The organism is uncultured Eubacterium sp., assembly GCF_937958975.1.
Classification (GTDB): Bacteria; Bacillota; Clostridia; order Lachnospirales; family Lachnospiraceae; genus Eubacterium_G.
Map to the genome: position 1 here is coordinate 187,797 of NZ_CALGRE010000045.1, position 23,109 is coordinate 210,905.

At 31.7% G+C, this 23,109-nt stretch carries 23 protein-coding genes; 15 read left to right on the forward strand and 8 right to left on the reverse strand.

Annotation, left to right across the window (positions count from 1 at the left end; genetic code table 11):
* Positions 1 to 185: 185 nt before the first annotated feature.
* Both Q5O86_RS08695 and Q5O86_RS08700 read right to left on the reverse strand, forming a co-directional pair.
* The gene (locus Q5O86_RS08695; RefSeq protein WP_302626749.1) at positions 186 to 1,703 is read right to left on the reverse strand and encodes a recombinase family protein; all 1,518 of its coding nucleotides are present in this window, start codon (positions 1,701 to 1,703) and stop codon (positions 186 to 188) included.
* A 78-nt stretch (positions 1,704 to 1,781) separates the two neighbouring features.
* On the reverse strand, positions 1,782 to 1,976 hold the full coding sequence (locus Q5O86_RS08700; protein WP_302626750.1) for a hypothetical protein: 195 nt from the start codon (positions 1,974 to 1,976) through the stop codon (positions 1,782 to 1,784).
* Between the two features lie 310 nt (positions 1,977 to 2,286).
* On the opposite strand from Q5O86_RS08700, the gene Q5O86_RS08705 reads away from it, so the two are divergent.
* The 6 genes from Q5O86_RS08705 to Q5O86_RS08730 all read left to right on the forward strand — a co-directional run bounded on the left by Q5O86_RS08705 (position 2,287) and on the right by Q5O86_RS08730 (position 8,170).
* Complete coding sequence (locus Q5O86_RS08705) at positions 2,287 to 2,544, forward strand: helix-turn-helix domain-containing protein (RefSeq protein ID WP_368074761.1); 258 nt, start codon at positions 2,287 to 2,289, stop codon at positions 2,542 to 2,544.
* 225 nt (positions 2,545 to 2,769) lie between these two features.
* Positions 2,770 to 3,411: a hypothetical protein gene (locus tag Q5O86_RS08710; protein ID WP_302626752.1), complete on the forward strand. Its 642-nt coding sequence runs from the start codon at positions 2,770 to 2,772 to the stop codon at positions 3,409 to 3,411.
* Positions 3,412 to 3,416: 5 nt separating this feature from the next.
* The gene (locus tag Q5O86_RS08715) at positions 3,417 to 4,817 is read left to right on the forward strand and encodes a type IV secretory system conjugative DNA transfer family protein (protein ID WP_302626753.1); all 1,401 of its coding nucleotides are present in this window, start codon (positions 3,417 to 3,419) and stop codon (positions 4,815 to 4,817) included.
* A 170-nt stretch (positions 4,818 to 4,987) separates the two neighbouring features.
* Positions 4,988 to 5,599 (forward strand): NUDIX hydrolase, encoded by a 612-nt coding sequence (locus tag Q5O86_RS08720; protein ID WP_302626754.1) that lies wholly within the window; start codon positions 4,988 to 4,990, stop codon positions 5,597 to 5,599.
* Between the two features lie 12 nt (positions 5,600 to 5,611).
* Complete coding sequence (locus Q5O86_RS08725; protein WP_302626755.1) at positions 5,612 to 6,736, forward strand: bis-aminopropyl spermidine synthase family protein; 1,125 nt, start codon at positions 5,612 to 5,614, stop codon at positions 6,734 to 6,736.
* A gap of 12 nt (positions 6,737 to 6,748) precedes the next feature.
* The gene (locus tag Q5O86_RS08730) at positions 6,749 to 8,170 is read left to right on the forward strand and encodes a metallophosphoesterase (protein WP_302626756.1); all 1,422 of its coding nucleotides are present in this window, start codon (positions 6,749 to 6,751) and stop codon (positions 8,168 to 8,170) included.
* A 153-nt stretch (positions 8,171 to 8,323) separates the two neighbouring features.
* On the opposite strand, the gene Q5O86_RS08735 is transcribed toward Q5O86_RS08730, so the two are convergent.
* Positions 8,324 to 8,683 carry a helix-turn-helix domain-containing protein gene (locus tag Q5O86_RS08735; RefSeq protein ID WP_302626757.1) on the reverse strand — a complete coding sequence of 120 codons (360 nt, stop codon included), beginning with the start codon at positions 8,681 to 8,683 and terminating at the stop codon, positions 8,324 to 8,326.
* 159 nt (positions 8,684 to 8,842) lie between these two features.
* Here Q5O86_RS08735 and Q5O86_RS08740 point away from each other — a divergent pair, with 159 nt between their 5' ends.
* From Q5O86_RS08740 to Q5O86_RS08750, 3 genes are all read left to right on the forward strand, one after another.
* On the forward strand, positions 8,843 to 9,187 hold the full coding sequence (locus tag Q5O86_RS08740; RefSeq protein ID WP_302626758.1) for a hypothetical protein: 345 nt from the start codon (positions 8,843 to 8,845) through the stop codon (positions 9,185 to 9,187).
* A 33-nt stretch (positions 9,188 to 9,220) separates the two neighbouring features.
* Complete coding sequence (locus Q5O86_RS08745; RefSeq protein ID WP_302626759.1) at positions 9,221 to 10,492, forward strand: hypothetical protein; 1,272 nt, start codon at positions 9,221 to 9,223, stop codon at positions 10,490 to 10,492.
* A gap of 234 nt (positions 10,493 to 10,726) precedes the next feature.
* The gene (locus tag Q5O86_RS08750) at positions 10,727 to 11,590 is read left to right on the forward strand and encodes a M48 family metalloprotease (RefSeq protein WP_302626760.1); all 864 of its coding nucleotides are present in this window, start codon (positions 10,727 to 10,729) and stop codon (positions 11,588 to 11,590) included.
* Between the two features lie 150 nt (positions 11,591 to 11,740).
* Here the strand turns inward: Q5O86_RS08750 and Q5O86_RS08755 are convergent, their stop codons facing one another.
* From Q5O86_RS08755 to Q5O86_RS08765, 3 genes are read right to left on the reverse strand one after another with little or no spacing between them, the layout of a single operon-like run.
* Entirely contained in the window at positions 11,741 to 12,283 is a 543-nt protein-coding gene (locus Q5O86_RS08755) for a manganese catalase family protein (RefSeq protein ID WP_302626761.1), read from the reverse strand.
* On the reverse strand, positions 12,283 to 12,543 hold the full coding sequence (locus Q5O86_RS08760) for a spore coat protein CotJB (protein ID WP_302626762.1): 261 nt from the start codon (positions 12,541 to 12,543) through the stop codon (positions 12,283 to 12,285). Before Q5O86_RS08760 ends, Q5O86_RS08755 begins: the two co-directional genes overlap by 1 nt.
* Positions 12,543 to 12,926, reverse strand: a complete 384-nt coding sequence (locus Q5O86_RS08765; RefSeq protein ID WP_302626842.1) for a spore coat associated protein CotJA — start codon at positions 12,924 to 12,926, stop codon at positions 12,543 to 12,545. Before Q5O86_RS08765 ends, Q5O86_RS08760 begins: the two co-directional genes overlap by 1 nt.
* 170 nt (positions 12,927 to 13,096) lie before the next feature.
* Between Q5O86_RS08765 and Q5O86_RS08770 the strand changes: the two genes are divergently transcribed.
* From Q5O86_RS08770 to Q5O86_RS08790, 5 genes are all read left to right on the forward strand, one after another.
* The gene (locus tag Q5O86_RS08770) at positions 13,097 to 14,443 is read left to right on the forward strand and encodes a family 16 glycosylhydrolase (protein WP_302626763.1); all 1,347 of its coding nucleotides are present in this window, start codon (positions 13,097 to 13,099) and stop codon (positions 14,441 to 14,443) included.
* 82 nt (positions 14,444 to 14,525) lie between these two features.
* Complete coding sequence (gene fba / locus Q5O86_RS08775; protein ID WP_302626764.1) at positions 14,526 to 15,392, forward strand: class II fructose-1,6-bisphosphate aldolase; 867 nt, start codon at positions 14,526 to 14,528, stop codon at positions 15,390 to 15,392.
* A gap of 173 nt (positions 15,393 to 15,565) precedes the next feature.
* A complete protein-coding gene (locus Q5O86_RS08780; RefSeq protein ID WP_302626765.1) occupies positions 15,566 to 16,414 on the forward strand; it encodes a class B sortase in 849 nt (282 codons plus the stop codon).
* A 323-nt stretch (positions 16,415 to 16,737) separates the two neighbouring features.
* Positions 16,738 to 18,831 carry a glutamine synthetase III gene (locus Q5O86_RS08785; protein WP_302626766.1) on the forward strand — a complete coding sequence of 698 codons (2,094 nt, stop codon included), beginning with the start codon at positions 16,738 to 16,740 and terminating at the stop codon, positions 18,829 to 18,831.
* A gap of 206 nt (positions 18,832 to 19,037) precedes the next feature.
* On the forward strand, positions 19,038 to 20,060 hold the full coding sequence (locus Q5O86_RS08790; protein WP_302626767.1) for a calcium/sodium antiporter: 1,023 nt from the start codon (positions 19,038 to 19,040) through the stop codon (positions 20,058 to 20,060).
* A 318-nt stretch (positions 20,061 to 20,378) separates the two neighbouring features.
* Here the strand turns inward: Q5O86_RS08790 and Q5O86_RS08795 are convergent, their stop codons facing one another.
* Together Q5O86_RS08795 and Q5O86_RS08800 are read right to left on the reverse strand one after the other, a co-directional pair.
* Positions 20,379 to 21,467: a site-specific integrase gene (locus tag Q5O86_RS08795; RefSeq protein ID WP_302626768.1), complete on the reverse strand. Its 1,089-nt coding sequence runs from the start codon at positions 21,465 to 21,467 to the stop codon at positions 20,379 to 20,381.
* A gap of 510 nt (positions 21,468 to 21,977) precedes the next feature.
* Positions 21,978 to 22,196, reverse strand: a complete 219-nt coding sequence (locus Q5O86_RS08800) for a helix-turn-helix domain-containing protein (protein ID WP_302626769.1) — start codon at positions 22,194 to 22,196, stop codon at positions 21,978 to 21,980.
* A 105-nt stretch (positions 22,197 to 22,301) separates the two neighbouring features.
* Here Q5O86_RS08800 and Q5O86_RS08805 point away from each other — a divergent pair, with 105 nt between their 5' ends.
* Entirely contained in the window at positions 22,302 to 23,051 is a 750-nt protein-coding gene (locus Q5O86_RS08805; RefSeq protein WP_302626770.1) for a potassium channel family protein, read from the forward strand.
* The last annotated feature ends 58 nt before the right edge of the window (positions 23,052 to 23,109 follow it).

The following is a 23,109-nucleotide window of genomic DNA, read 5'->3' on the forward strand; positions in this document are numbered from 1 at the left end:
CCGAAAATGGAAGGCAGATAAATTAAAAATATAGTTTTTAAGATATTGGCAAAATCTTTATGCTAGCAGTTTTTTACACAGCCACTCGGATTAAAGGCATAGAAATTCTTTTTGTTCAGGTCTTCATTAATTAATCTTAAAGCCTCACTGTAGCAGGACTCTTGAAGTAATAGATTAAAAAAAATCTATATATTCCAATCTATCTCAATTTTACCATTACTAATATGTATTACTCTAATCAATATATCTACAACATATGTCTTATCATCAAAAGAAGTCTTTTCCCAATTCTCTACATGGTTTTGCACGATATTGATATTATCTTCCTTTGACTTATTTGTCATAATTATATTTTCTTGTTCAAGTAATCTTTTCTGTTGGTCTAGTTCCTTAACTTTGTTATTAATGTAATCCATTAATACATCATTTGCATTCAGCACTTTTTCCAGAAGTTTGTTTATTTCCTCTGTCATCTGAATAATCTTTGTCTCATTGCTCTGAACTTTTGGATTTATCATTTTCTTTGAATAATCAGATAGTGTTTTAAATTCTGCCAGTTTCTCTTTGATAGCCTTAAAAACATAATCTTCCAACAAATCCATGTAAATACTGCCACCTGTACCCTTGCACATTCCTGTAGCCTCTTTATTGCTACATACACCATATCTGTTCCATTTAGTTCTTGCCTTTCTTACTACAATGGCATATCCACAATTACCACATTTGATTTTTCCTACTAACCAAGAATTTCTTCCTTTTCCTGACGTAGCACTTTGCTGATTGCTTAAACAACGCAGTCTACAAGCCAACCATATTTCAGAGGAAATAAATCCTTGATGTGGTGCTAACACAATTTCTTTATCTGTTAAGTCACATTGCTTTCTTGACTTTGATACTGTCCCTTGATATAAATAACAGCCTTGCCCTTTAAATTCTGATACATCATTGATAATGTTTGCACCCTGACTTTTGAAAAATTCATATACAGATAAATCTGACTGTACATATATTGGATTTCTCAACATTTCACTTAACCTTGCCGAACTCCAGTCTCTACCTCTTTTAGGTCGTATATTGTTAGCAACAAGGTATCTCACTACTTCATTTAATGAGTTTTTCCTATCTGCATACATTGAATAAATCAACTTTAAGTGTGAACTTTCTTCTTCGTCAGCGACAAATTTGGAAGTTTTAATTCCGTCAATAATGGTATCTACTTTTTTAAATCCATAAGGGATTTTTCCCCCCATATAAAAGCCTTTTCTACTTCTTGAATGATATGCATCTGATACCCTTTCTTGAATTGTTTCTCTTTCCAATTGAGCAAACACAATACAGATATTAAGCATTGCCCTACCCACTGGTGTGCTTGTGTCAAATTTTTCTGTTGTGGAAACAAATTCTACATTATACTGTTCAAAAATTTGCATCAGATTAGCGAAATCTAAAATCGAACGACTGATACGGTCAAGTTTATAAACAATTACCCTTTTTATTAATCCTTGTTTTATATCTTCCAATAATTTCTCAAAATTGGGTCTGTTTAAATCTTTACCACTGTACCCTTTATCTTTATAAGTCTTAAAGGCATTACCTTTCGTTTCATATTCGCAAATTTGCAGTTGGCTTTCTATAGATATGCTGTCTTTCTTATCAATTGACTGTCTAGCATATAAAGCGTCATATTTCATACCTTCATACATCGTCTACCTCCTGCTACGATGTATAAAAATATCTTACCGCCAGACAAAATTATACACCATAGAATAAATAAATTCAATTTAAATGACATACTTGCTAAATATTTTGAACAGTTGCTTTTCTATCTCTTTTTTCTTCGATTTTTTATTCTCTTTTGGATAATAATTAATCACCTCAAATTCCATACTATCCTTTTTGATTGTCTCTTTTGTGATTTTATAATCTTTTTCATCATGTACTAAATTATTAGAATTGATATTTTCTACTTTATCCACAAGCACCGCCCCATTTCTTTTATACAAAAATATGTCAAACGCATAATGAATATGCAATTTTTCAGCCAAAAGGTAAAAGAGTACTCATTTTATAATAGCTACTATCATTGTCCTATATTTTTTATGTAAATTGCTGATATATGCGTTTTTGGTATATGAAACTTTCGTAAAATGAAAATGTCGAATAAGAAGTGTTTTTCATTTTTTATATAATTTTATGCGATTTTCGTATATATCCACAAAAGTAAAAATGCTAGTAATAATATCCTCATCAAGGGGTGGTGTAAATGTATTCACGTGTTCGGGAGATTTGAGAATTGATAATGATATTAAGCAGATAGTAATTGCAAGATTATTGAATGTAAGTCAGGCAACTTATTCACGTTATGAAACTGGAGATTTGGAAATCCCAATATCAGCATTTATAAAACTGGCAGAATTTTATAATACAAGTATTGATTATTTAGTAGGTATAACAGATGAAAAAGAAGCATATAAAAGAGTAAAAACTATGGTAAGGACTGGTTCTAGTCACACAAGACACCACAAATCAATACGACAGCCATAAACGTTTTATCTAAAACCCTTGTAATTACTTATGTTTTATTTATCTTTATCCCCATGAAGTGATAGTGTGGTCTCGGCTATACTACCCGAGACCACACTATCACTTCATGGGTAGATATTTATTTTAACAAATAAATAATCATATAAAGATAAATATACATACATACTTACTCGTGTTTTAGATACGTTGGCTGTGATTTTTTGGTGTCTTGTTTAGTAGGTGGTGGTGCGTATTAAGTTAGTTGAGAGAGATTATGTGGTGTTTCGTGAGGTCGAGCGTTGGAGATATTGTCTTGGCAGGCATATTAAGATTTTGGCAGGATTTCCAAGTCAGAGAAGTTGTGACAGACGTTTAAAAGTCTTGCTTGAGATGGGTTTCCTTAATAGAAAAAAGATAATATATGGCGTTCCCTCAATATACACCCTGCCTTTTAAAGCAAAAATGTTAATTGGAGCAAATAAAAGGCAGGACAAAATCAGACTTGATAATATCATACATGATATTGCTGTTTTAGATACAGCAATATACATGATGTCAAAATATAATATCAGCCTGTCAGATATACAGACAGAAAAACAGTTACATTCCAAAGATGGTTTTAGTATTAGAAAACATCAGCCTGATTTTGTTTTCACAAAAGATAACAAAACATACTGTGTCGAAGTTGAACTTACGTTGAAAGCAAAAGACAGATTAGAAAATAATATCAAATCAAATTTTCTTAACTTTGATATTCAAATATGGGTTTTAGAAGATAACCCGAAATTAATCAGAGTAATCAAAGATAATAAATTACAATACCCCAATATAGAAATTACAGATATTAAGGAAGTGAGAAACTATGTTGAATTTAGAAACAATAATTAAAATGAGTGAACGGATTATATAAACACCCAGCATTAACATTTGTTTTACTTTCAATTATTCCAGTGGCAATTATTATAAGGGAAATGTCAAAGGAACATTTAATCAATAAATATTTTAATTTTTCAAAGGAGTTAAAAAAAGTGAGAGGTAATAAAAATAGGAACAACCAAAAGCAAAAAAGAAATATTGAAAACTCAACATTTATCGGTTGGACAAGTGGTAAAAAGCCCATTTATACTCCAGACAATGCAAAGCACATTTTTGTATGTGGTACAACAGGCAGTGGCAAGACCGTTACACTGTCTAATTATATCAAAAGTGGAATTGACAAAGACTACCCAATGCTAATTATAGACGGCAAAGGAGACACAGGACAAGGTTCTATGATAGAAATTGTTAAAAGACTGAAAGGCAAAAAAAGACTATATGTCATTAACCTTACAAACCCTTTAAAGTCAGACAGATACAATCCTTTTCAAAATGCTACTCCAACCATTGCAAAAGATATGTTAATTAACATGACCGACTGGAGCGAAGAACATTATAAACTAAACACAGAAAGATATTTACAAAGACTAATTAATTTACTTGTAAAAGCAGATATAAGATTATCTTTTAAAAGCATTGTATCAAATATGAGTATTGATAAATTTACAAGCATAAGCAGACTTTTAGTAAAGAACGAAATCATTACAAAGGAAGAACACGCACAAAATCTTGAACTTGCTGGGACAAGTGGAAAAATAGCCGAAAGTGCCATTGCAAGATTTAGTCTGATAGAAGAAAGCGAACTTGGATATATCTTTGATGAAAACGGAATTGACATATACACAGCATTACAGGAAAACGCAATTATATTATTTATTTTAAACCCTCTGATATTTCCTGAAACTTCCCCACTGATAGGAAGATTACTTTTAATAGACAGCAAAAAAGCAGTCAGCAATATGTTTTTACATAACCAGTCAAGAACATTTTTTATTATGGACGAAATCAACAGTTACGCCTCTCCTGCACTTATTGATCTTGTAAACAAGAGCCGAAGTGCAGGCGTAACCTGTATACTTGCAACCCAAAGTTTATCAGACCTTGACTTTGCAGTAAATGAAGCATTTAAAGAGCAGATAATAGAAAACTGCAACAATTACATTGTCATGAGACAAAACAGTTCTATAAACAGTGAACATTGGGCGAATATATTAGGAACAAGAAACACTTTAGAAGTAACATACCAGTTAGCACAACAGAACGCTGTCACTTCTGAAACTGGTTATGGTTCGGCAAGACGAGTACGAGAATACTACTACCACCCTGACGATATTAAGACATTAAAAACAGGGCAGGCAATTTATCTATCAAAAGATAATAATTATCATAGTAAGGTTATTATAAATAAGCCTGTTTAGTATTAACAACATAGAATATTTTGATTAGTAAAAGTTTAACAATATACAAGATAAAATAGCTAAATTATGTGGTTATATTTAATAATATTTGGTTTGACAAAATATGCATTTTTTTATAAAATTATATATATTAAAAGGGGTAAAAGTATTGATTTAATAGGAGGTATAATATGTCAAAATATACACATACAATACCAATAACTGCTATTGTAGAAAATAATGGACAATTTTTGTTTATAAAGCGTTCTCGTTTTGAAAAAAATATGGCAGGTAAATGGGTTTTCCCTGGTGGAAAAGTAGAAAAAAATGAAGATGTTATAGCAGCTTTATATAGGGAATTAAAAGAAGAAACAGGGTTGATATTTACAGATGAATTTGCATTCTTGTCTTCTTATCATTTTCTTCGTGCGGAAGATAATTCATCTTCACAAGGTTTTGTTTTTTTAGTACGTTCAGAAAATAGAGATATAAAAATAGATTCTAGTATAGAAGAATATAGATGGATAAATCCTGAAGAAATTGTTGATTTTAAATTTAGTTATGCACCTATTAATGATTTTGAATTAGAAACAAAAGTGACAATTCCAGGTATGGAAGTGCATGTTAGAAATGCATTGATTATTATTAAAAAAGGATTATTTTTGAATAGGCATATATTTTCAGTTACTGAATATCAACAAGACAAATGTACAATGAATAAAGAATATTTGAGAAACCTAAAAAATACTTCTAATATAGAAGAATTTTTTCAAAGTAATAGCATATTACCACATTTAAAATAGAGGATTTAGAGTATGGATATAGAGACTTTTAATTATATAGATAATTTGATATCAAAATATAAAGATACTTGGAAAGATTTTGAGTTTGTCTCATTAACAGAATTAAATAATAATATACCAGATGATAGTGAAGAAATTAATTTCTCAAAACTATTAAAAAAAATGAAGGGAATATTTCCTGTTGAATTATATAATTTAATAAAAGAGTACAAACCAGCTTTGAAATTAACCTTTGAAGATGAAGAACATTCTACGAAAAGGTATGAGAATAATGGTTGGCACAAAATAGCAGAGGAAATTAATTTGCCAACTCCTCATCTCGCAAATTATGAGTGGAGATATACAGAAGAAAGTGCTAATAAAATAGTTGACTATATATTAAATACAGAAAACAAAAAAATTAATATATGTTGCTTAGGTACACCTACTATTGCTTTGGAATTAATCAATAGAGGTCATTTTGTAACACTTTTGGATATAAACAATCCATTAATAGATTGTATCAAAAAAATATATGATGAGACAAAAATTGAATGTATTACATATGATGCTCAAAAAAATATACCACAAAGATTAATAAATAAATTTGATATAATATTAATTAATCCTCCTTGGTATTTAGATTACTATGAATTATTTATTTCAAGAGCATTACAACTGATGAAAGAGGAAGGCGGTGAAATAATTCTTCCGTTCTTTCAACCATTATCAAGACATACAGCTCTACAGGATTTATTATGCTTAGAAAAATATATTGAGGAGTCAATTTGTAACAAAATTTCTTCACTTGGATATATAGAATTTGAAACTCCAACCTTTGAAAAAAGAATTTTGCAAAAGAATGGCATATCAATATGTGATAATTGGAGAAATGCAGAGATAGTAAAACTTACTTATGATAAAAATATGATAATTCCAATTCAAGAAGAGAAAATTTTAGAAAAAAAGAATTGGGTAAGATTTTATGATGAAAAAACAAAATCATATTTTGTAATAGATGCACTAAATATGATTAATAAAGATTTTCAGTTAGAAAGTGCTCAAAGTAGTTTTTTAGAAAATATAAGTAGAAAAGAAATTGAAAATCTGAAAATTGATATTTGGGATAATCGGAATAAAATAATATTTTTTAATTAAGTAGGAAAAAGTATGAAAGAAAAAACAATTTTAATAAGGTATTCAGATTATAAAGAACGAACAACAATAATTAGTCATAAAGAAATTTTAGATAAACATGGAAAGGTATATTGGGGGTGGTGGAAAAAGCCATATGAGGAATTCCCTCAAGAAATATTAAAAAATATTAATTCTAAAAATGACACAAAAATATGGATTATAAATAGAACTGAACGTATTTTTTATACTGCGATTTGTAGTCAGGTAATTGTTTATGATGAAAAAAGGAATAGTCCCAATTTAGATTTAACTCCGAGTTACTATTCTGATGAGGCATTGAATGTTTGGTTTGAATTGACATCAATAAATCAAGCAAATCCCGAAGATTTTATTTCAGTATATGGTCAACCCCCTGATGGTGACAATACACTTTTCGTTCTAAATCCAAGTGTAAAGATAACACAGGAAGTAGATACAGATTTTGTTGAAGTGAATGGCGATTCGATTCTTCACTTATCGGACTTACATTTTGGTAAAGATCACAATTATTATCATAGCGGTAATCATCTTCGTGCTAGATTGATTGAAGTGATAAAGCCACTGATTCAGCAAGAAAGAATTGGAGTTATTATTGCTTCAGGTGATTTTACTTGTGGAGGCAGTAAAACAGGTTTTAATGAAGCTAGAGAATTTTTAGAACAAATTATAGAAGAGTGCAATGTTGAAAAGAAATCACTAGTGATAGTACCAGGGAATCATGATATTGTTTTTGGGGAAGAAGAAAATCCGAAAATTGAAAATGATATTGACACTAGATATAGAAAATTTAGAAAGCAACTTTTAGGAATTCCAGAAGAAGAGGACATTCAACATCTAAGGTATTACAAATTGAGTAATAATTGGATAATAACTTGTTCTTGTTTTAATTCTGCGAGAATAAGAGATGATTACTTAAAGTCTTATGGTTACATAGGCTGGGATAAGTATAGACCACTATTATCAGAGTTGTCCAAAAAAATAGGAAATCTGAAATCTGAAGAATATATTAAAAGAAGGATATTGAATTTTTCTATATGTCATCATCATTTAAAAATATTTATGCCTTCCCAAATACCAAGTGCTGATAAACCAGTAAGTGTATTAATTGATGGTGGAACATTTGAAAAAGAATTAATAGAAAATGGAATACATTTTTTGTTACATGGACATCAACATATTGAATATCATGGCAGTTCAGGAATATTTGATGAAAATGGTAAAAGATTGAATTTAAACATATTAGGAGTAGGAAGTGCTGGAGTAAAAATTGGTAGAGGAGGATATCCAGAGCAATTTAATTGGAATTCTTTTAATGTTTATACTCCAGGGGAAGATGGGTTCCTACATATTAAAGTTTATAAATATAATAGTGAAGGAACTAATGAAGTAGATTATTATAAAGTTCCATATTTATAACAATATGTGTAAATTTTAAGAGGGGTAAAGAACTACGAACAAATAAATATTAGTATAACAAATAATAAAACAATAAAAAAGATGGAATGTATTATAAAAATACTGACCATCTTTTTTGCGTTGTTCGTATATAGAAAAATCTTTTTATCAGAATTAATCGTACTTATTCTTATCTCTATCCTTTATATCTAACAAATTTAATTTTGCATATCGAATAACGTCTTTCTTATATTGTTCAGGGAGTTTGTCAAAATAATATAAAAGGTTTTCTGCTTGAGAACTCAATACCATTTCTTTAAAATATTTAGGATTTTCTGTCCTACTCAACAAATAATCAGCAGTAACATTAAAGAAATCACAAAGTTTTATGAATGTTTCAAAGTCAAGCTCCCGTTTGTCAAGTTCGTAATTAGATAATACTTTACTACTACAACCAATATAATTTGCTACTTCTTGTTGTGATAACTCCAAACTTTCCCGTAAACTTCTAATTTTTGCTCCAAAAGTATTCAAATGACAGCCCTCCTTTACTTATCCAAATTATAATACATTGCATATTGAAATAATTGTATTTCAACAATAAGTTCTAATTTTATGTTGACACGCGAACTTTTCGTAGATACAATAATTTTATCTATAAACTATATATATTAAACGAAAAGGAGAAATAATATGAGAGTTGCAAAAATTTTAGTTGTATTAATTACAGGGTTATTTTTGTTATGTGCATGTGGCAAAAATGATATAGTAGGAACTTATGTTGGAGAAAGTGGAAAGTTAAAACTTTCAAATGAAAATGAATGGTCTTATTATGAAGATGGCAATTGGGGGAACAAAGATATTGATTTAAAAGGAACATATTCGAAATCAGAAGACAACACATATATATTAGAGTGTGACAAGATAACCTTGTATGCAACCATAGAAGAAAATGGATTATATGTATATTCAGATGATTCGGATTGGAACTCTGAAACAATGAAGAAAATTGATTCCGATAATATGGAAATTGAGTAACAAAAGTTAAATATATTTGTGAAAGGACATGATATGAATAAGAAAATAATAGTACTATGTATTTGCTTAATTGCTTCAATGCTATTAATCGCTTGTGAGACTAAAAACTATAGTGAAGAAAGTTCGAATGTAGAAACTCCAACGACTAACGATATTGAAGAAGTCGAAAAATTAATATATTGTGATACAATGACACTTTTAGAAAAGGATAATATGTTTTTGATAACTTCTACAGAAGGTAATAAATATGTTATTGATGATAATGGTATAATACAGGAAAATCCTGAAAATACATTAGAATTTAGATATTTGAAAGCATATGAAAATGATGATGAAAGTATTTCAGTTTTAGATATATTTGACAATGATGTATCTGATGATTTTATTACAAATAGTGATAATGAGGAAATTGTAGATGTTGTTACAATGAAAGATATGGAAGTTGTTATAGTAAGAGAGTTTGAGGAAACAGCAACTAATAGTAATATTATACTGAAAATGTTGGACAAGAACGGAAATGAACTATCTAGAATTGAGTCAAATGATAAACGTTTAAAACGTGTCAATGACAGTATTAATTTTGCTGAGGAATTTCGGGAAATGAGTTTAAGGGATATTGAATATTGTGGAGATACTGTATGCAGATTAGGAGATATAAGTCTAAATGTTAAAACTGGTGAAATCGTTAGTACAGGCATTTATTTTGATAATGGATATGGTGTAGACTATTGGACAAATAATATTGAAGATATACATGGCAAGAAAAAGTTTCCTATAGATAAGTCTGGACAAACAGATGAAAGTGTAAGTGATATTATATCTAGTAGTAATAAATATAGATTAAGTAATGGCCTATTTTTTAATGATGAAAAAAAGATATTTTATGATATTAATTTAACTCCTCAAATAGATTTGAGTAAATATGATATTCTTGTATGGGAACATGACACAGAAGATTATGTATTGAAAGATGGATATTGTAGCATACAGGCTAAAAATCCTAGTGGAGCATGGTTTAGTGGTATTATAGACAATAATGGTAAATGGGTAATTGAACTAACAAAATCTGAAAGCAGATGGGATTTAATAGGAGATATAGGAAATGAATTAATTCTTATGAGTAATTCAGAGGGATATTTTTATTTTGATACAGAGACAAAAACAATAGAAAATATTGAAAATATAAAATGCCAGAATAAATATTTTTTAGATGGAAAAATGTATTGCCTATTAGATTCGGGCGAGATATTATGCAAGGATTTAAAAAGTAATGAAGACACTATTATAAACATTCATAAAGGTTAGGGTGTTCAGGCATTGAATAAAAAATATGTAAAGTTAGATAAAGTTGATAGTTTAATAGAAAAGTATATTAATAATTAATAGTTAAAAAATTAGTAGTATAATTATAAGCAAAACCAAAGGACAATTAGTTAAGTATAAACTTATCCAATTGTCCTTTTTTATGTAATTATCTAACATATGGGCAATCACGTTTGAATAAATTATAATAAGACAACCTAATAAAAGAGGATATATATGCAGTTTATCAAGAGTAATTACATTTATGTACTATGGTTTATTTTCTACTTTACAATTGTATGGGTTTTACTAGGTGCAAATGCACAGGCATTTGGCATTACTTTTCTAATCTATGCAGTATCAATTACAATTGCACTTTCTCCCCTTGGTGAATGTCTTTTAAGAATAATGGAAGGTGCAAGAGTCTTACAGACCAAAGAAGAAATTGAATATCTGCAACCTTTGTTTGATGAAGTATACGAAAATGCAAAACAGGAAAATCCAAAACTTTCAGACGGAATAAAACTTTATATTATGGACGCTATGTTTGTAAATGCATTTGCAATGGGAAGAAAAACAATAACAGTGACAAAAGGTGCAATAGAAACATTTACACCTGAAGAATTAAAAGGAGTTATTGCCCATGAATTTGGTCATATATCCTATGGTCACACAAAAGCCCTGCTCCTATCAGTCATAGGAAACTTAGTATTATCAGTATTTGTATTTATAATTAGACTGGGTATTTTGATTTGTAATTTTCTATGCAATGTATTTTCCAGAACGTCAATTGTAGTAGTAGTTATCGGTATCATTAATTTACTGTTTAAAATTATGTTTGAAATATCATTAATAGGATTTATGTACATAGGTCAGGTAATATTATCATTAAACAGTCGGAGTAACGAATTTCAGGCAGACAGTTTCGCATGTAAAATATCATATGGAGAACAACTGATTTCAGCATTATATTTATTACAAAAAATAAGTATTTCACAGAAAATGAGTTTAAAAGAAAAAATGATTTCTTCACACCCTCATATTGCAAAAAGAATTTCAAGGCTTGAAAATATGAATGAGGATTTAGAATTTGCTATCTAATATATAATATAACTAAAAAATGGATTATACTTTTTTATTATAGTATAATCCATTTTTTGTATATGATAAAACTAATTTTTAAAGACCTAACGATATTTTTATACATCATTTCCTTTATTTTTAGCGGTTTATGTAAGTCTTTTTTTTACTTCAAACCACCCGCTTTGGTTCTCCAAAGCGCTGAAAATGAATAATTTCTCTCTGTCTGAGGAATTTAATTGGGTCAGCAACTTCACAGTCTTTTACAAGACTTAAAATATTGTCATAAGTTTTGCGTGCTTTTTGTTCCGCAGCCAAATCCTCGACTAAATCAGCAATTGGGTCACCGGATGATTGAAATTCAGTAGCTGTAAAAGGTGCTCCTCCGGCAGACTGAGGCCAAACACCCAGAGTATGGTCTACATAGTATTTTTCAAAACCGGCGATATCAACATCGTCGCAAGGCAGGTCTTTTACGAGCTGGTGAACGATAGTACCAACGATTTCAAGATGAGAAAGTTCTTCTGTCGCAATATCATTGAGCAATCCCGCAACTCTCTGATTTTTCATTGCAAATTTTTGCGACATATAGCGGAAAGCAGCGCTGGCTTCTCCGTCCGGGCCTCCATATTGGCTAATTATTACCTGAGCCATTTTCGGATTTCTACATTTAATATCTACAGGATATTGTAGTCTTTTTTCATATACATACATTAGCAGCTACCCCCTTCCCAAGGCATTGGACCTTTATTCCAAGTCCAATAATCATCATTTTCTATTTCATAGAACGACAGCGGTCCAAACTTCTCCGTGTATGCCTCCCACGCTTCCTTCCTGATTTTCGCCATCTTCTTATGATATTCAAGGGCCTCCTGGCAATTGGGATGTGTATCTAAAAATAATCTGGTGTCATCTAAAGCAAAGCTAGCCTGCGTAATAATTTTCATTAATTCTTCTCTACACATATTTTTCATTATTTTATAGGCCTCCCAAGAAATGGTTTATCTAACTGGGCAAAAATTGTGCCCTTTTCTAAAGCTTCTTCTTTACAATAAATGTCTTCCCACTTTTGCCAAGGAACATAACACATAGCAGGTACCATTTGGTCTACCGGTTCCGTTCCCCTATCGCATCCCTCTTTATGCATGCAGCCACAAGTGTTAGAAGGTTTAGCATTGACTGTATTTCTTACCATAGCGCGCCCATTGTTATTCATATTACGGTTCATTCCGCAACCGGGATTGCCAAAGGTTTTGCCCATGTTGTAATTTGCATTTCTATTCATATTGCAATTCACATGGTTGTTTGTGCTTCTATTCATATTGCAATTCATATTGTTGTTCATGTTGCAAGCCATCAAATACACCCTCTTCTATTAAGATTTACATTAATAATGTATGCTAAAAAAATAGTATGGTTCAAAATATATGCATAAGAGAAATATTTATACGCAAAACAAAAAATGATACCTTATAAAAAAAAGACACCTTTTGATATGATAGATAAATAAAATTATAGGAGGAGAATATGAGAGAATCAGCAAATAAGATGGCAATTATTATTGCAATATTAGCCGCATTTATAGGGATTGCAGAGGAAAATGTAAGTGCTGCAAACAAGTCTGCACAGTATAAAATGGTATGGAGTGATGAATTTAATGGAACAGAATTGAATTTAAACAATTGGACTTATGATATAGGCAATGGAGGCGCCAATGTAGGATGGGGAAACAACGAATTAGAATATTATACAGACAGAAAAGAAAACGTTAAAGTAGAAAATGGAGTTTTGGTTATAACGGCAAGAGCGGATAACTATAAAGGGGAAGGGATGAACCGGGCTGTAAAATATACATCAGGAAGAATTAAGTCGTGTGGATTACAGTCCTTTAAGTATGGAAAATTAGAAGCAAGAATGAAGGTTCCTAAATCTATGGGGATGTGGCCTGCATTTTGGATGCTTGGATATAATGAAAAGGGCTGGCCGTATTGTGGAGAGATAGATATACTTGAAACATGGAATGACCTTCAATTTGCCCAGGGAACAATACACTGGGAAAATGAGAGAGATAAACCCGGAAGAGATACATATGATGCCTCACAGACAAGAGCGTTTAAGGATAAAACGGCATGGCATACCTATGGAATAAATTGGACGCCTGAAAAAATAGAGTGGACGGTGGATGGAAGAGTATATAAGACATTTAGTTTGAAAGAAAGTCATAAATCCGAACTGAAAAAAGAGTTTTATTTTCTTATTAATCTTGCCGTTGGTGGTAATCTTGCATTTTATGCACCGGATGACAACTTTGTTTCTGATACAGTTATGGTAGATTATGTAAGGGTATATCAGAGAGAATGTGATAATGGTTCTTATAGTGGAACGTGGGATGCTGCTGAAAAAGCAAAGGTTCCTGTGTATACCGTTAGGTTTATAAATGGAAAAAAGACAATTAGCACACAAAAATTACTTGTGGGTGAGACTTCTGTAGTGCCGACCATAAAAAAGAAGGGCTATAAATTTTTGGGATGGTACAACGGAAAGAAAAAGATTAAGAGTACAACAGCAATAAAATCTTCTATGAATATAAAAGCCAAGTGGCAGAAAATAAAAGTAAAACGGGCTGTTATTACTTCCACAAAACAGTTGTATAAAAAAATGGCAACTGTAAAATTCAAAGTCAAAGGAAAAGTGGACGGATATCAGGTGAAGGTAGGAAACAAAAAAGAGTTTTCTGAATCTAGGGTTTTGACATTTGGAAAATTTAAATCTCATAAGACATATAGAGTAAAAGTCAGGGCATATCAGATTGACTCTAGAGGTAAGAAAGTATATGGAAAGTGGAGCAAATCTGTCAAAATAACAATAAAATAATGTTGGCATTTACCATAAAATGGGGTATACTAGGAATAGTTGTTTAAAATTTAACAATTAAAGATTTTTATGGAGGTACATTATGTTAGTATCAGCTAAAGAAATGTTAGAAAAAGCAAAAGCAGGACATTATGCTGTTGGACAGTTTAATATCAATAACCTTGAATGGACAAAATCTATTCTCCTGACAGCAGAAGAATTAAAAAGCCCTGTTATTTTAGGAGTGTCAGAGGGTGCTGGAAAGTATATGACAGGATTTAAGACAGTCGCAGCTATGGTTAAGGCTATGGATGAAGAATTGGGTATCACAGTTCCTGTAGCACTTCACTTAGATCATGGAACATATGAAGGATGTTATCAGTGTATCAAAGCCGGATTTACATCAATAATGTTTGATGGTTCACATTATCCAATCGAAGAAAATATTGAAAAGACAAAAGAATTAGTTTCAGTTGCGCATGCTATGGACATGTCAATTGAGGCAGAAGTAGGTTCAATCGGTGGTGAAGAAGATGGTGTTATCGGTAAGGGTGAATGTGCAGACCCTGATGAGTGTAAAGCAGTTGCAGACCTTGGTGTGGACATGCTTGCAGCAGGTATTGGAAATATTCACGGAAAGTATCCTGAGAATTGGGAAGGTCTCAGCTTTGAGACATTAGATGCAATTCAGCAGAAGACAGGTATCATGCCATTGGTACTTCATGGTGGTACAGGTATCCCTGAAGATATGATTAAGAAAGCAATTGACCTTGGAGTTTCTAAGATTAATGTAAATACAGAGTGCCAGCTCTCATTTGCTGATGCTACAAGAAAATATATTGAAGCAGGTAAGGATTTAGAAGGAAAGGGATTTGACCCTCGTAAACTTCTTGCTCCTGGTGCAGAAGCAATTAAAGCTACAGTAAAAGAAAAAATGGAACTCTTTGGTTCTGTAGGAAAAGCAGAATAATATTTATTTTTATAATAAACGCACATATTCGGTGGATATCGGATATGTGCGTTTTTGTATGTCGTTGCCACTGATTCTGAAAATTGGATAAAATAGAAATTTATGAGACTTGATTAAATTTGGGAATAAAATTATACTACAATAAAGAAGAAAAGAAGTAGTAAGGAAGGAATATGAAAACAAAACAGCATTTGAATATAGAATATGAAGCAGAAGATAAGAAAAAAAAGAAGTTACCGTCAGTGGTTTACAGTGCTTTGAGAGTAATTGGACTGTTATTTGCCGGCGGTATACTGGTTTATGCATCTTATAATCTTACAGAATCTTATCTGGATTATAAAGAAGACGAGATGAAGTATGCACAAATTAATGAGATGTTCCTGCAAAACACGGATGCGGAACAGAAAAAAGATAATGATACCAACGCAATGAGTTACTCGAAATCCGTTTCCACATGGGTTTGGGATTATAAGGCAATGCTACAGTATAATGATGAGGCAAAAGGATACATAAAATTAGATGGAACAAGAATACAATATCCAATTGTGGAACATGAAGACAACAAATTTTATTTAACAAGAGGTTCGGATAAAATATATAACGGGGCAGGTTCTATATTTTTGGATTACAGGACAGCGGGTTTAGATGGAAATATGTGCATATTATATGGACACAATATGTTAGATGGCTCTATGTTTAAGGAATTAATGAATTACAGAAAGGATGATTTTTGTAAAAAGCATCCTGTTTTTGATATATATGTTGGATATAAACATTATATTTATTATGTTTTTTCTACATTTTCAACCAAAGACGATAACAAAGATATATATAAATATGGTTTTGAGAGTGATTCGGATTTTCAGAAATGGATTACTACGGTAAGTAACAAAAGCAGGTATAATTTTGGTGTAGAAAAACCGGATACTACAGATAAAATTATAATGTGTTCGACGTGTGTAGATGATTATGGAAATAGACAGATTGTGTGCATGTATCGGGGAGAAGAGGTTGTTGACTAACAAAATAAATAAAAAAAGAGTATTAGTTGACATAAAAACACATAAAATGTATGAATACTTAATTTTATTAAGAAAAAGGTTTAAATAATTAGATAAATACTCGTCTACTATTGATTTTTGTAAAGAAATGATGTAGATTATAGGGCGAATGAGGTAAGACTCACCGCTAAATGAGATTAAGGACAAGGGCGTTCTTCAAAATATTTTATTTGGAGAAGTGTCCTTTTTTATTTTTATATAGGCAATTCCTTTGAGTTTTGTATATAAAAACACTCCATTGCGGTGGAAGAAAAATATGTTAGTCAAAGAAAGGAACAAAGACTATGGGAGTTAATATTGAAAAAATTTTTGGAGAAAATGTATTTGATGATGCTGTCATGAAAGTTCGCTTGCCAAAAAGTGATTATGAGAAAGTAAAAAGACTTATGTATGAAGGTGGTGAAATCACAGAGGAGTTAGCTGATGTGGTTGCACAGGCAATGAAAGAATGGGCATTAGAAAAAGGTGCTACACACTATACACATGTATTCCAGCCATATGTTATTTCAGTAGGAGCTGAAAAGCATGATTCTTTTTCTTCAACGCCAAGTGATGGAAAAATTGAGAATACATTTACAGGAAAAGATTTACTTATGGGAGAGCCTGATGCATCTTCGTTCCCATCCGGCGGATTAAGAGCTACATGCAGTGAAAGAGGGTATACAGCATGGGATATAACTTCACCGGTATATATTAAAGAGGGTACTCTTTGTATCCCTACAGCATTCTGTTCATATACAGGAGAATCTCTTGATACAAAAACACCGTTATTAAAAGCGATGCATGCTGTAAGTAAGCAGGGTGTAAGACTTATGAGATTGTTTGGTGATGAGAATACAAAGAGAATTTTCTCATATGTCGGACCGGAGCAGGAATATTTCCTTGTAGACAAGGAGAAATATTTAAAGAGACCTGACCTTATTTATTCAGGGCGCACACTTTTTGGTGCTATGCCACCAAAGGGACAGGAGATGGATGACCAGTATTTTGGTTCTATTAATCCAAAGGTTAAGGCTTTCATGGATGATTTGAATGTGAAACTGTGGAAGTTAGGCATTACAGCAAAAACACAGCATTGTGAGGTGGCACCGGGACAGCATGAGATTGCACCTATTTTCTCAGTTTCTAATGTTGCTTTAGATAATAACCTCTTAGTAATGGATTTATTGAAGAAGACAGCGAGAGAACATGGTTTTGTTTGTCTTTTACACGAAAAACCATTTGATGGGATTAATGGTTCAGGTAAGCATAATAACTGGTCGCTTACAACAGATGATGGAATTAATTTATTTAAACCGGGTAAAGAGCCTGAAAATAATAAATTATTCCAGTTAGTTTTGGCTTGTACAATGGCAGCTGTAGACAGACATGCGGTTTTACTCAGACTTGCTGCATCTAATACTGGTAATGACCATAGACTTGGAGCAAATGAGGCACCTCCTGCTATTATCTCCATGTATCTTGGAGACCAGGTTGGAGATATTGTCGAGCAGATTTTAAAGGATGGAAAAGCAACAAGAAGTCTTTCATCCGGAACACTTGATTTTGGTATTAAAAAATTACCTGTATTGGAGAAGGACCCTACAGATAGAAACAGAACATCACCATTTGCGTTTACAGGTAACAGATTTGAATTTAGAATGGTTGCATCGTCTAACACAATTGGTGATACAAATATTGTATTAAATACGATGATGGCAGAAGTCTTTGCGGAGGCATGTGACGCATTAGAGGGTGCAGAAGATTTTGATAAGGCTGTGGAAGAATATACAGCAAAATTAATGAGAGAACATGCAAGAATTGTATTTAATGGAAATGGTTACTCAGAAGAATGGCCAATTGAAGCCGAAAAGAGAGGGCTTCCAAATTGCAAGTCTATTGTAGATGCAATTCCGGCATTAGTGGATGAATCAACAATTAAAATGTATGAGAAGTTCAATATTTTGTCAAAGGCTGAATTAGAAGCAAGAAAAGAAATTTTATTTGAACAGTATGCGGGAGTTAGAAATATTGAAGCATTAACCATGATAGATATGGCAAATAAAATGATTATTCCTGCGGCAGTTCAGTATACAAAAAAACTTGCCGATACAGTGATTGCGGTAAAAGAGGCTGGAGCAGATGCATCTGTTCAGGCAGAAATGTTATCGGAAGTTACATCAAAGCTGGCTGAAATGAAAGAAGCAGTGAAGGCACTTGCGGAGGTGACGGCAAAAGCGGCGGATGCGGAATGTACACAGTGCATGGCACAGGCATATAAAGATGATGTTATGGCAGCAATGGCAGCTCTTAGAAAACCGGCTGACGAGCTTGAAGTCATAATGCCAAAAGAGGTATGGCCAATGCCTACATATGGTGACTTGGTTTTTGAATTATAGTAAAATTTAATAAATAGAATAAATTCGGGAGAAATATTTTGAGTTAAAAATATTTCTCCTGTTTTTATGATTTAAAAGACAAGAAAGTACCTATTTCATGTTGCAATAATGAAAACATTTGGTTACAATGTATATCAATGTAAAAATTGTATCATGATTATATGTGATAGAGCATACGAAAAAGATATAAGGATGTAGAAAGGTAAATGAACATTATTTTAGATATTTTATTTTTATTAGTCGGTTTTTTTCTTTTGATAAAAGGAGCTGATTATTTTGTGGATGGAAGTTCTACAATTGCTAAAAAATTAAAGGTTCCATCCATCGTGATTGGGCTTACCATTGTAGCAATTGGAACATCTTTGCCGGAACTGGCGGTTAGTTCTATGGCTTCAGCAAAAAATTCTAATGCTATGGCGCTGAGCAATGTGACAGGCTCTAATATTTTTAATTTATTGATGGTTTTGGGTATAACTGCATTGTTTGTTAATACGCAGGTGAAAAAGTCTGTTTTAAAGAGAGAATTTCCATTTCTGTTAGTGATATCAGCACTGCTTGTTTTTGTTGCGGCAGATGCTTTGTGGTTTGGTGGAATTATAGGAAAAGTTAATATATTTAAATTTGCAAATGGCAGTACAACCATAGGAACAATAGAAAGGCTTGATGGTATATTATTGTTAGCTGTTTTTGCCGGATTTATTATATGGACGGTAAGTTATGCTTTGACGGAGAGAAGCAAACAGAGAGAAGAAATTGAAAATGAAAAATTAATGTCCAATTTGAAATGTGCATTTTGTATTATTGGTGGTGCAATTGCAATTATGCTTGGCGGAGATTTGGTTGTTGAGAGTGCTAAAGGTATTGCATTTGCAGTGGGGATGAGTGAAACATTGGTCGGATTGACGATTGTTGCATTAGGAACATCCCTTCCGGAGTTGGTTACATCTATTATTGCAGCGAGAAAAGGAGAAGCCGACCTTGCAGTGGGTAATGTTGTAGGCTCGAATATAGCAAATGCCTTACTGGTACTTGGCGTTTCGGCAGCAATTTCGCCGATTACGGCAACCACGATGAATGCAATCGATGCAATGGTCGCATTGATAGCTTCTTTGGCAGTATACATTATGGCAAAGAGCCAATGTACAATTAAGAAAAAAGAGGGAATAGTTCTCGTGTTTATGTATGCACTTTATATGGTGTATATTATGTGTAGACAGTTTTTAGCTTAGCTTTTAGAAAAGCAAAAAGGATGCATGTCTGCATCCTTTCCGCAAATATATTCTAATAATAAAAAAGGGAGGGAATCGGATTTCTCCGATTCTAAAAAAAAATTATGAAAAAACATAAACAAAAAGAGTAATAACTTTTGTTTATGTTTTTATAATAATTTGAAATCGTGAAAAAAGAGTGATTTCCATGTAAAAAGATTATGAACAAGATGTAAAACATTATACCCCGAAAATCCTTATATTTTCAGGGATTTTGAATTTTATAATTTGAGTAAATTCAAGTAAATTTGAGTTCGTAGTATACAGGTAGTATACAAATTAATGATTAATTTTGGATATCTCTAAGAGCATTTTTTCTAAAGTGATTGTCGTATATACACCCTTGGTGATATCCTTTATTTTATGTCCGATAATTCTTTTTGTAGTAGTTTCATCAGCTCCGGCATTGTGCATAAGAGTGGCAAAAGTATGTCTTGTGTCGTGCGGGAGATGTTCATAACCAAATAGCTGTAACGTGTACTCCTTTATCTTTCCTCGTAAAGTGCTGTCATTTCCCCTTTTTCCACTTATGTAACAATAAAGATAGTTCTCGTTTTTGCTCAAAAAATTTTTGATAAAAGGTAAAATACATTCGCAGAGAGGTATTATTCTGTCGATTCCGGCAGCAGTTTTTACACCGCCGACCATGTATCTCTGTTCGGGAAATACATTTTTAGATTCGATAGAGATAAACTCTTCAATACGAACACCAGTGTAAATCATACAAAGAAGCACTTGAGCCAATTCGTTATTTTTGTTTTTCCATAGTGTCTCTATCTCGCAAGTGGTAAAAATTCGATGTCGTTCTACATTGGAAACATTTCCTTTAAAATTACAAAATCTTGAGTAATCTTTATCAATCTCCTTGATAGAGATAGCGTATTCAAAAACCCCTTTTAAGATTACAGAGTTATGGTCCATCGTAGCTTGACTTCTTGTAGCAAGATTATCTAAACAGTCTTGAATCACAGCGGATGTGATATCAGAGATGGGAATATTATGCAATGCAGACAATCTTTTAAAAGCATATTTGTAAATGTGTTTTTCCTCACCTTTGTATTTAAAATTAATCCACTCATAATATAACGCGCTAAAGGTTTTCGATTTTGGCCTTACAAGATTATATTGTTCGTACAATTTTGGGTTTTTTGAAGCTTCTTTTTGAAGATTGTACAGATTTCTAAACTGTTCTGCTTCTTTGAAGGTTTCAAAATAGTTTAAATATTTAAATTTCTGTCTTGTATTGCCGTTGCTATCTGTTGCAACCCCGATGGTTATTCTAACACCGTAAGGCTTTCTTCTGTTTTTGCCTAGAAAAACGACACTTCCATCACCGTTGGAATTTTTCAAAGGTTTCTTTCGTGACACAGTATCACCCCCTTCTGTTTGTGAATTAAAAAATAACACTGTCTTTGACAAACAGTGTATAGAAGTGATACAATACTACTTGTTCAGGGTGATATTGTATCACTTAGAGTTGTCTGTAAAGGACAACTCTTTTTCTGTTTAAGTTAAAATTTCGATAACAAAACATACTATAAAACTTATCTCATGTAAAATCAATCATGTATTAGAGTATTAAATATTTTTACTAGTAAGTTCGAGCCACTTGGTAACAAAGTTGTAGATATAGTTTATATCAAGTTCATTATCTAAAGATTGTATTATTATAATAAGTTTTTCTTTCGTCTCCATAATCTCTCCTTCCAAAAAAAATAGGAGCAACACATAAGATTATACTAATCTCATTGTATTACTCCATGTATCGTCAATCATCCTCGTACCCCCTCGAAATTCATAAACTAATATTGATTATAAGTAGTAAAAATATACTTGTAAATATTTCAAGCGAATTTATCCAGTATACTGGATGAGAAGTTAGATATCAATATATAAATCTTTTATTTTGCAATCGAGGGCAATAGCGAGTTTTTTCAACGTTTCCAAAGTGGGGGAATTAACACCGTTTTCAATATTGTTGATAGAGCTGCCGCTAATACCACTTTTTTTAGAAAGTTCCTCACATGTATAACCCTTTTTTATTCGTATTTCATACAATAAAATTTCAATAGTGGTTTTATTATCTTTCGTAAACATACTTTTATTATAATGTAAAAATATGCAGAATTTTACTGGTAAATAATGGAAATTAAAGGTATATTATAAAGAGACAAACATTACAATCTTTCCGGAGGAAAATGTATGAAAAAAATAACTAAAGACAAAAATATTTCTCGTATAAAAAATATTTATAATTGTAGCATAACGGTTATGGCAATTGTATCAGTGGTGTTTGCTATAATAGACATGATATCTTATTTAACATACTGGGAAAGTATTTTAGATACAATTATATATTTTATTTTTGTAATTGATTACAGTATTCGTTTTTTTAAAAGTGATAACAAAAGATTGTTTGTTAAACGCAATGTATTAGACTTAGTTGCTATCGTTCCATTTAATTCTGTGTTCAGGGCATTTAGAATATTTAAAATTGGAAAAGTAGCTAAAATATTGAAATTACTTAAACTAACAAAAGTTGTTGTTAGAGGTGCTAGAAGTTTTGAAAAAATAAAAAGATTTCTATATACAAATGGATTTAAATATGTTTTGCTACTTGCTTTGGTTTCGATATTGGGCGGCTCGGTGGCTATTATGTATGTTGAGGAAATGGATTTTGTAAATGCATTATGGTGGGCATTTGTGACAACGACAACAGTTGGATATGGAGACATATCTCCGACAACTGGATTAGGCAAAGTTGTAGCTTGCGTTTTAATGATTGTTGGAATAGGGTTTATAGGCTCACTCACAAGTACAATTACATCGTTTTTCCTTGGAAATTCAAATGAAAAAATACACGAAGATAATTCTAAAGTGCAAATGTGTCTTGTACTGTATAATGAATTAAATGATAGTGAAAAAGAAAAGTTTAAAATGTATATAAAATAGTTATGTTAATTATAAATAAAAATGGTGTTTCAAAAATCTATTAATCTTTTGAAACACC

Bases quoted from the DNA above. Each gene is read 5' to 3' on its own strand.
- Q5O86_RS08695 (WP_302626749.1), bottom strand. From the start codon at position 1,703: ATGTATGAAGGTATGAAATATGACGCTTTATATGCTAGACAGTCAATT.
- Q5O86_RS08720 (WP_302626754.1), top strand. From the start codon at position 4,988: ATGTCAAAATATACACATACAATACCAATAACTGCTATTGTAGAAAAT.
- Q5O86_RS08725 (WP_302626755.1), top strand. From the start codon at position 5,612: ATGGATATAGAGACTTTTAATTATATAGATAATTTGATATCAAAATAT.
- Q5O86_RS08730 (WP_302626756.1), top strand. From the start codon at position 6,749: ATGAAAGAAAAAACAATTTTAATAAGGTATTCAGATTATAAAGAACGA.
- Q5O86_RS08740 (WP_302626758.1), top strand. From the start codon at position 8,843: ATGAGAGTTGCAAAAATTTTAGTTGTATTAATTACAGGGTTATTTTTG.
- Q5O86_RS08745 (WP_302626759.1), top strand. From the start codon at position 9,221: ATGAATAAGAAAATAATAGTACTATGTATTTGCTTAATTGCTTCAATG.
- Q5O86_RS08750 (WP_302626760.1), top strand. From the start codon at position 10,727: ATGCAGTTTATCAAGAGTAATTACATTTATGTACTATGGTTTATTTTC.
- Q5O86_RS08755 (WP_302626761.1), bottom strand. From the start codon at position 12,283: ATGTATGTATATGAAAAAAGACTACAATATCCTGTAGATATTAAATGT.
- Q5O86_RS08760 (WP_302626762.1), bottom strand. From the start codon at position 12,543: ATGAAAAATATGTGTAGAGAAGAATTAATGAAAATTATTACGCAGGCT.
- Q5O86_RS08765 (WP_302626842.1), bottom strand. From the start codon at position 12,926: ATGGCTTGCAACATGAACAACAATATGAATTGCAATATGAATAGAAGC.
- Q5O86_RS08770 (WP_302626763.1), top strand. From the start codon at position 13,097: ATGAGAGAATCAGCAAATAAGATGGCAATTATTATTGCAATATTAGCC.
- fba (WP_302626764.1), top strand. From the start codon at position 14,526: ATGTTAGTATCAGCTAAAGAAATGTTAGAAAAAGCAAAAGCAGGACAT.
- Q5O86_RS08780 (WP_302626765.1), top strand. From the start codon at position 15,566: ATGAAAACAAAACAGCATTTGAATATAGAATATGAAGCAGAAGATAAG.
- Q5O86_RS08785 (WP_302626766.1), top strand. From the start codon at position 16,738: ATGGGAGTTAATATTGAAAAAATTTTTGGAGAAAATGTATTTGATGAT.
- Q5O86_RS08790 (WP_302626767.1), top strand. From the start codon at position 19,038: ATGAACATTATTTTAGATATTTTATTTTTATTAGTCGGTTTTTTTCTT.
- Q5O86_RS08800 (WP_302626769.1), bottom strand. From the start codon at position 22,196: ATGTTTACGAAAGATAATAAAACCACTATTGAAATTTTATTGTATGAA.
- Q5O86_RS08805 (WP_302626770.1), top strand. From the start codon at position 22,302: ATGAAAAAAATAACTAAAGACAAAAATATTTCTCGTATAAAAAATATT.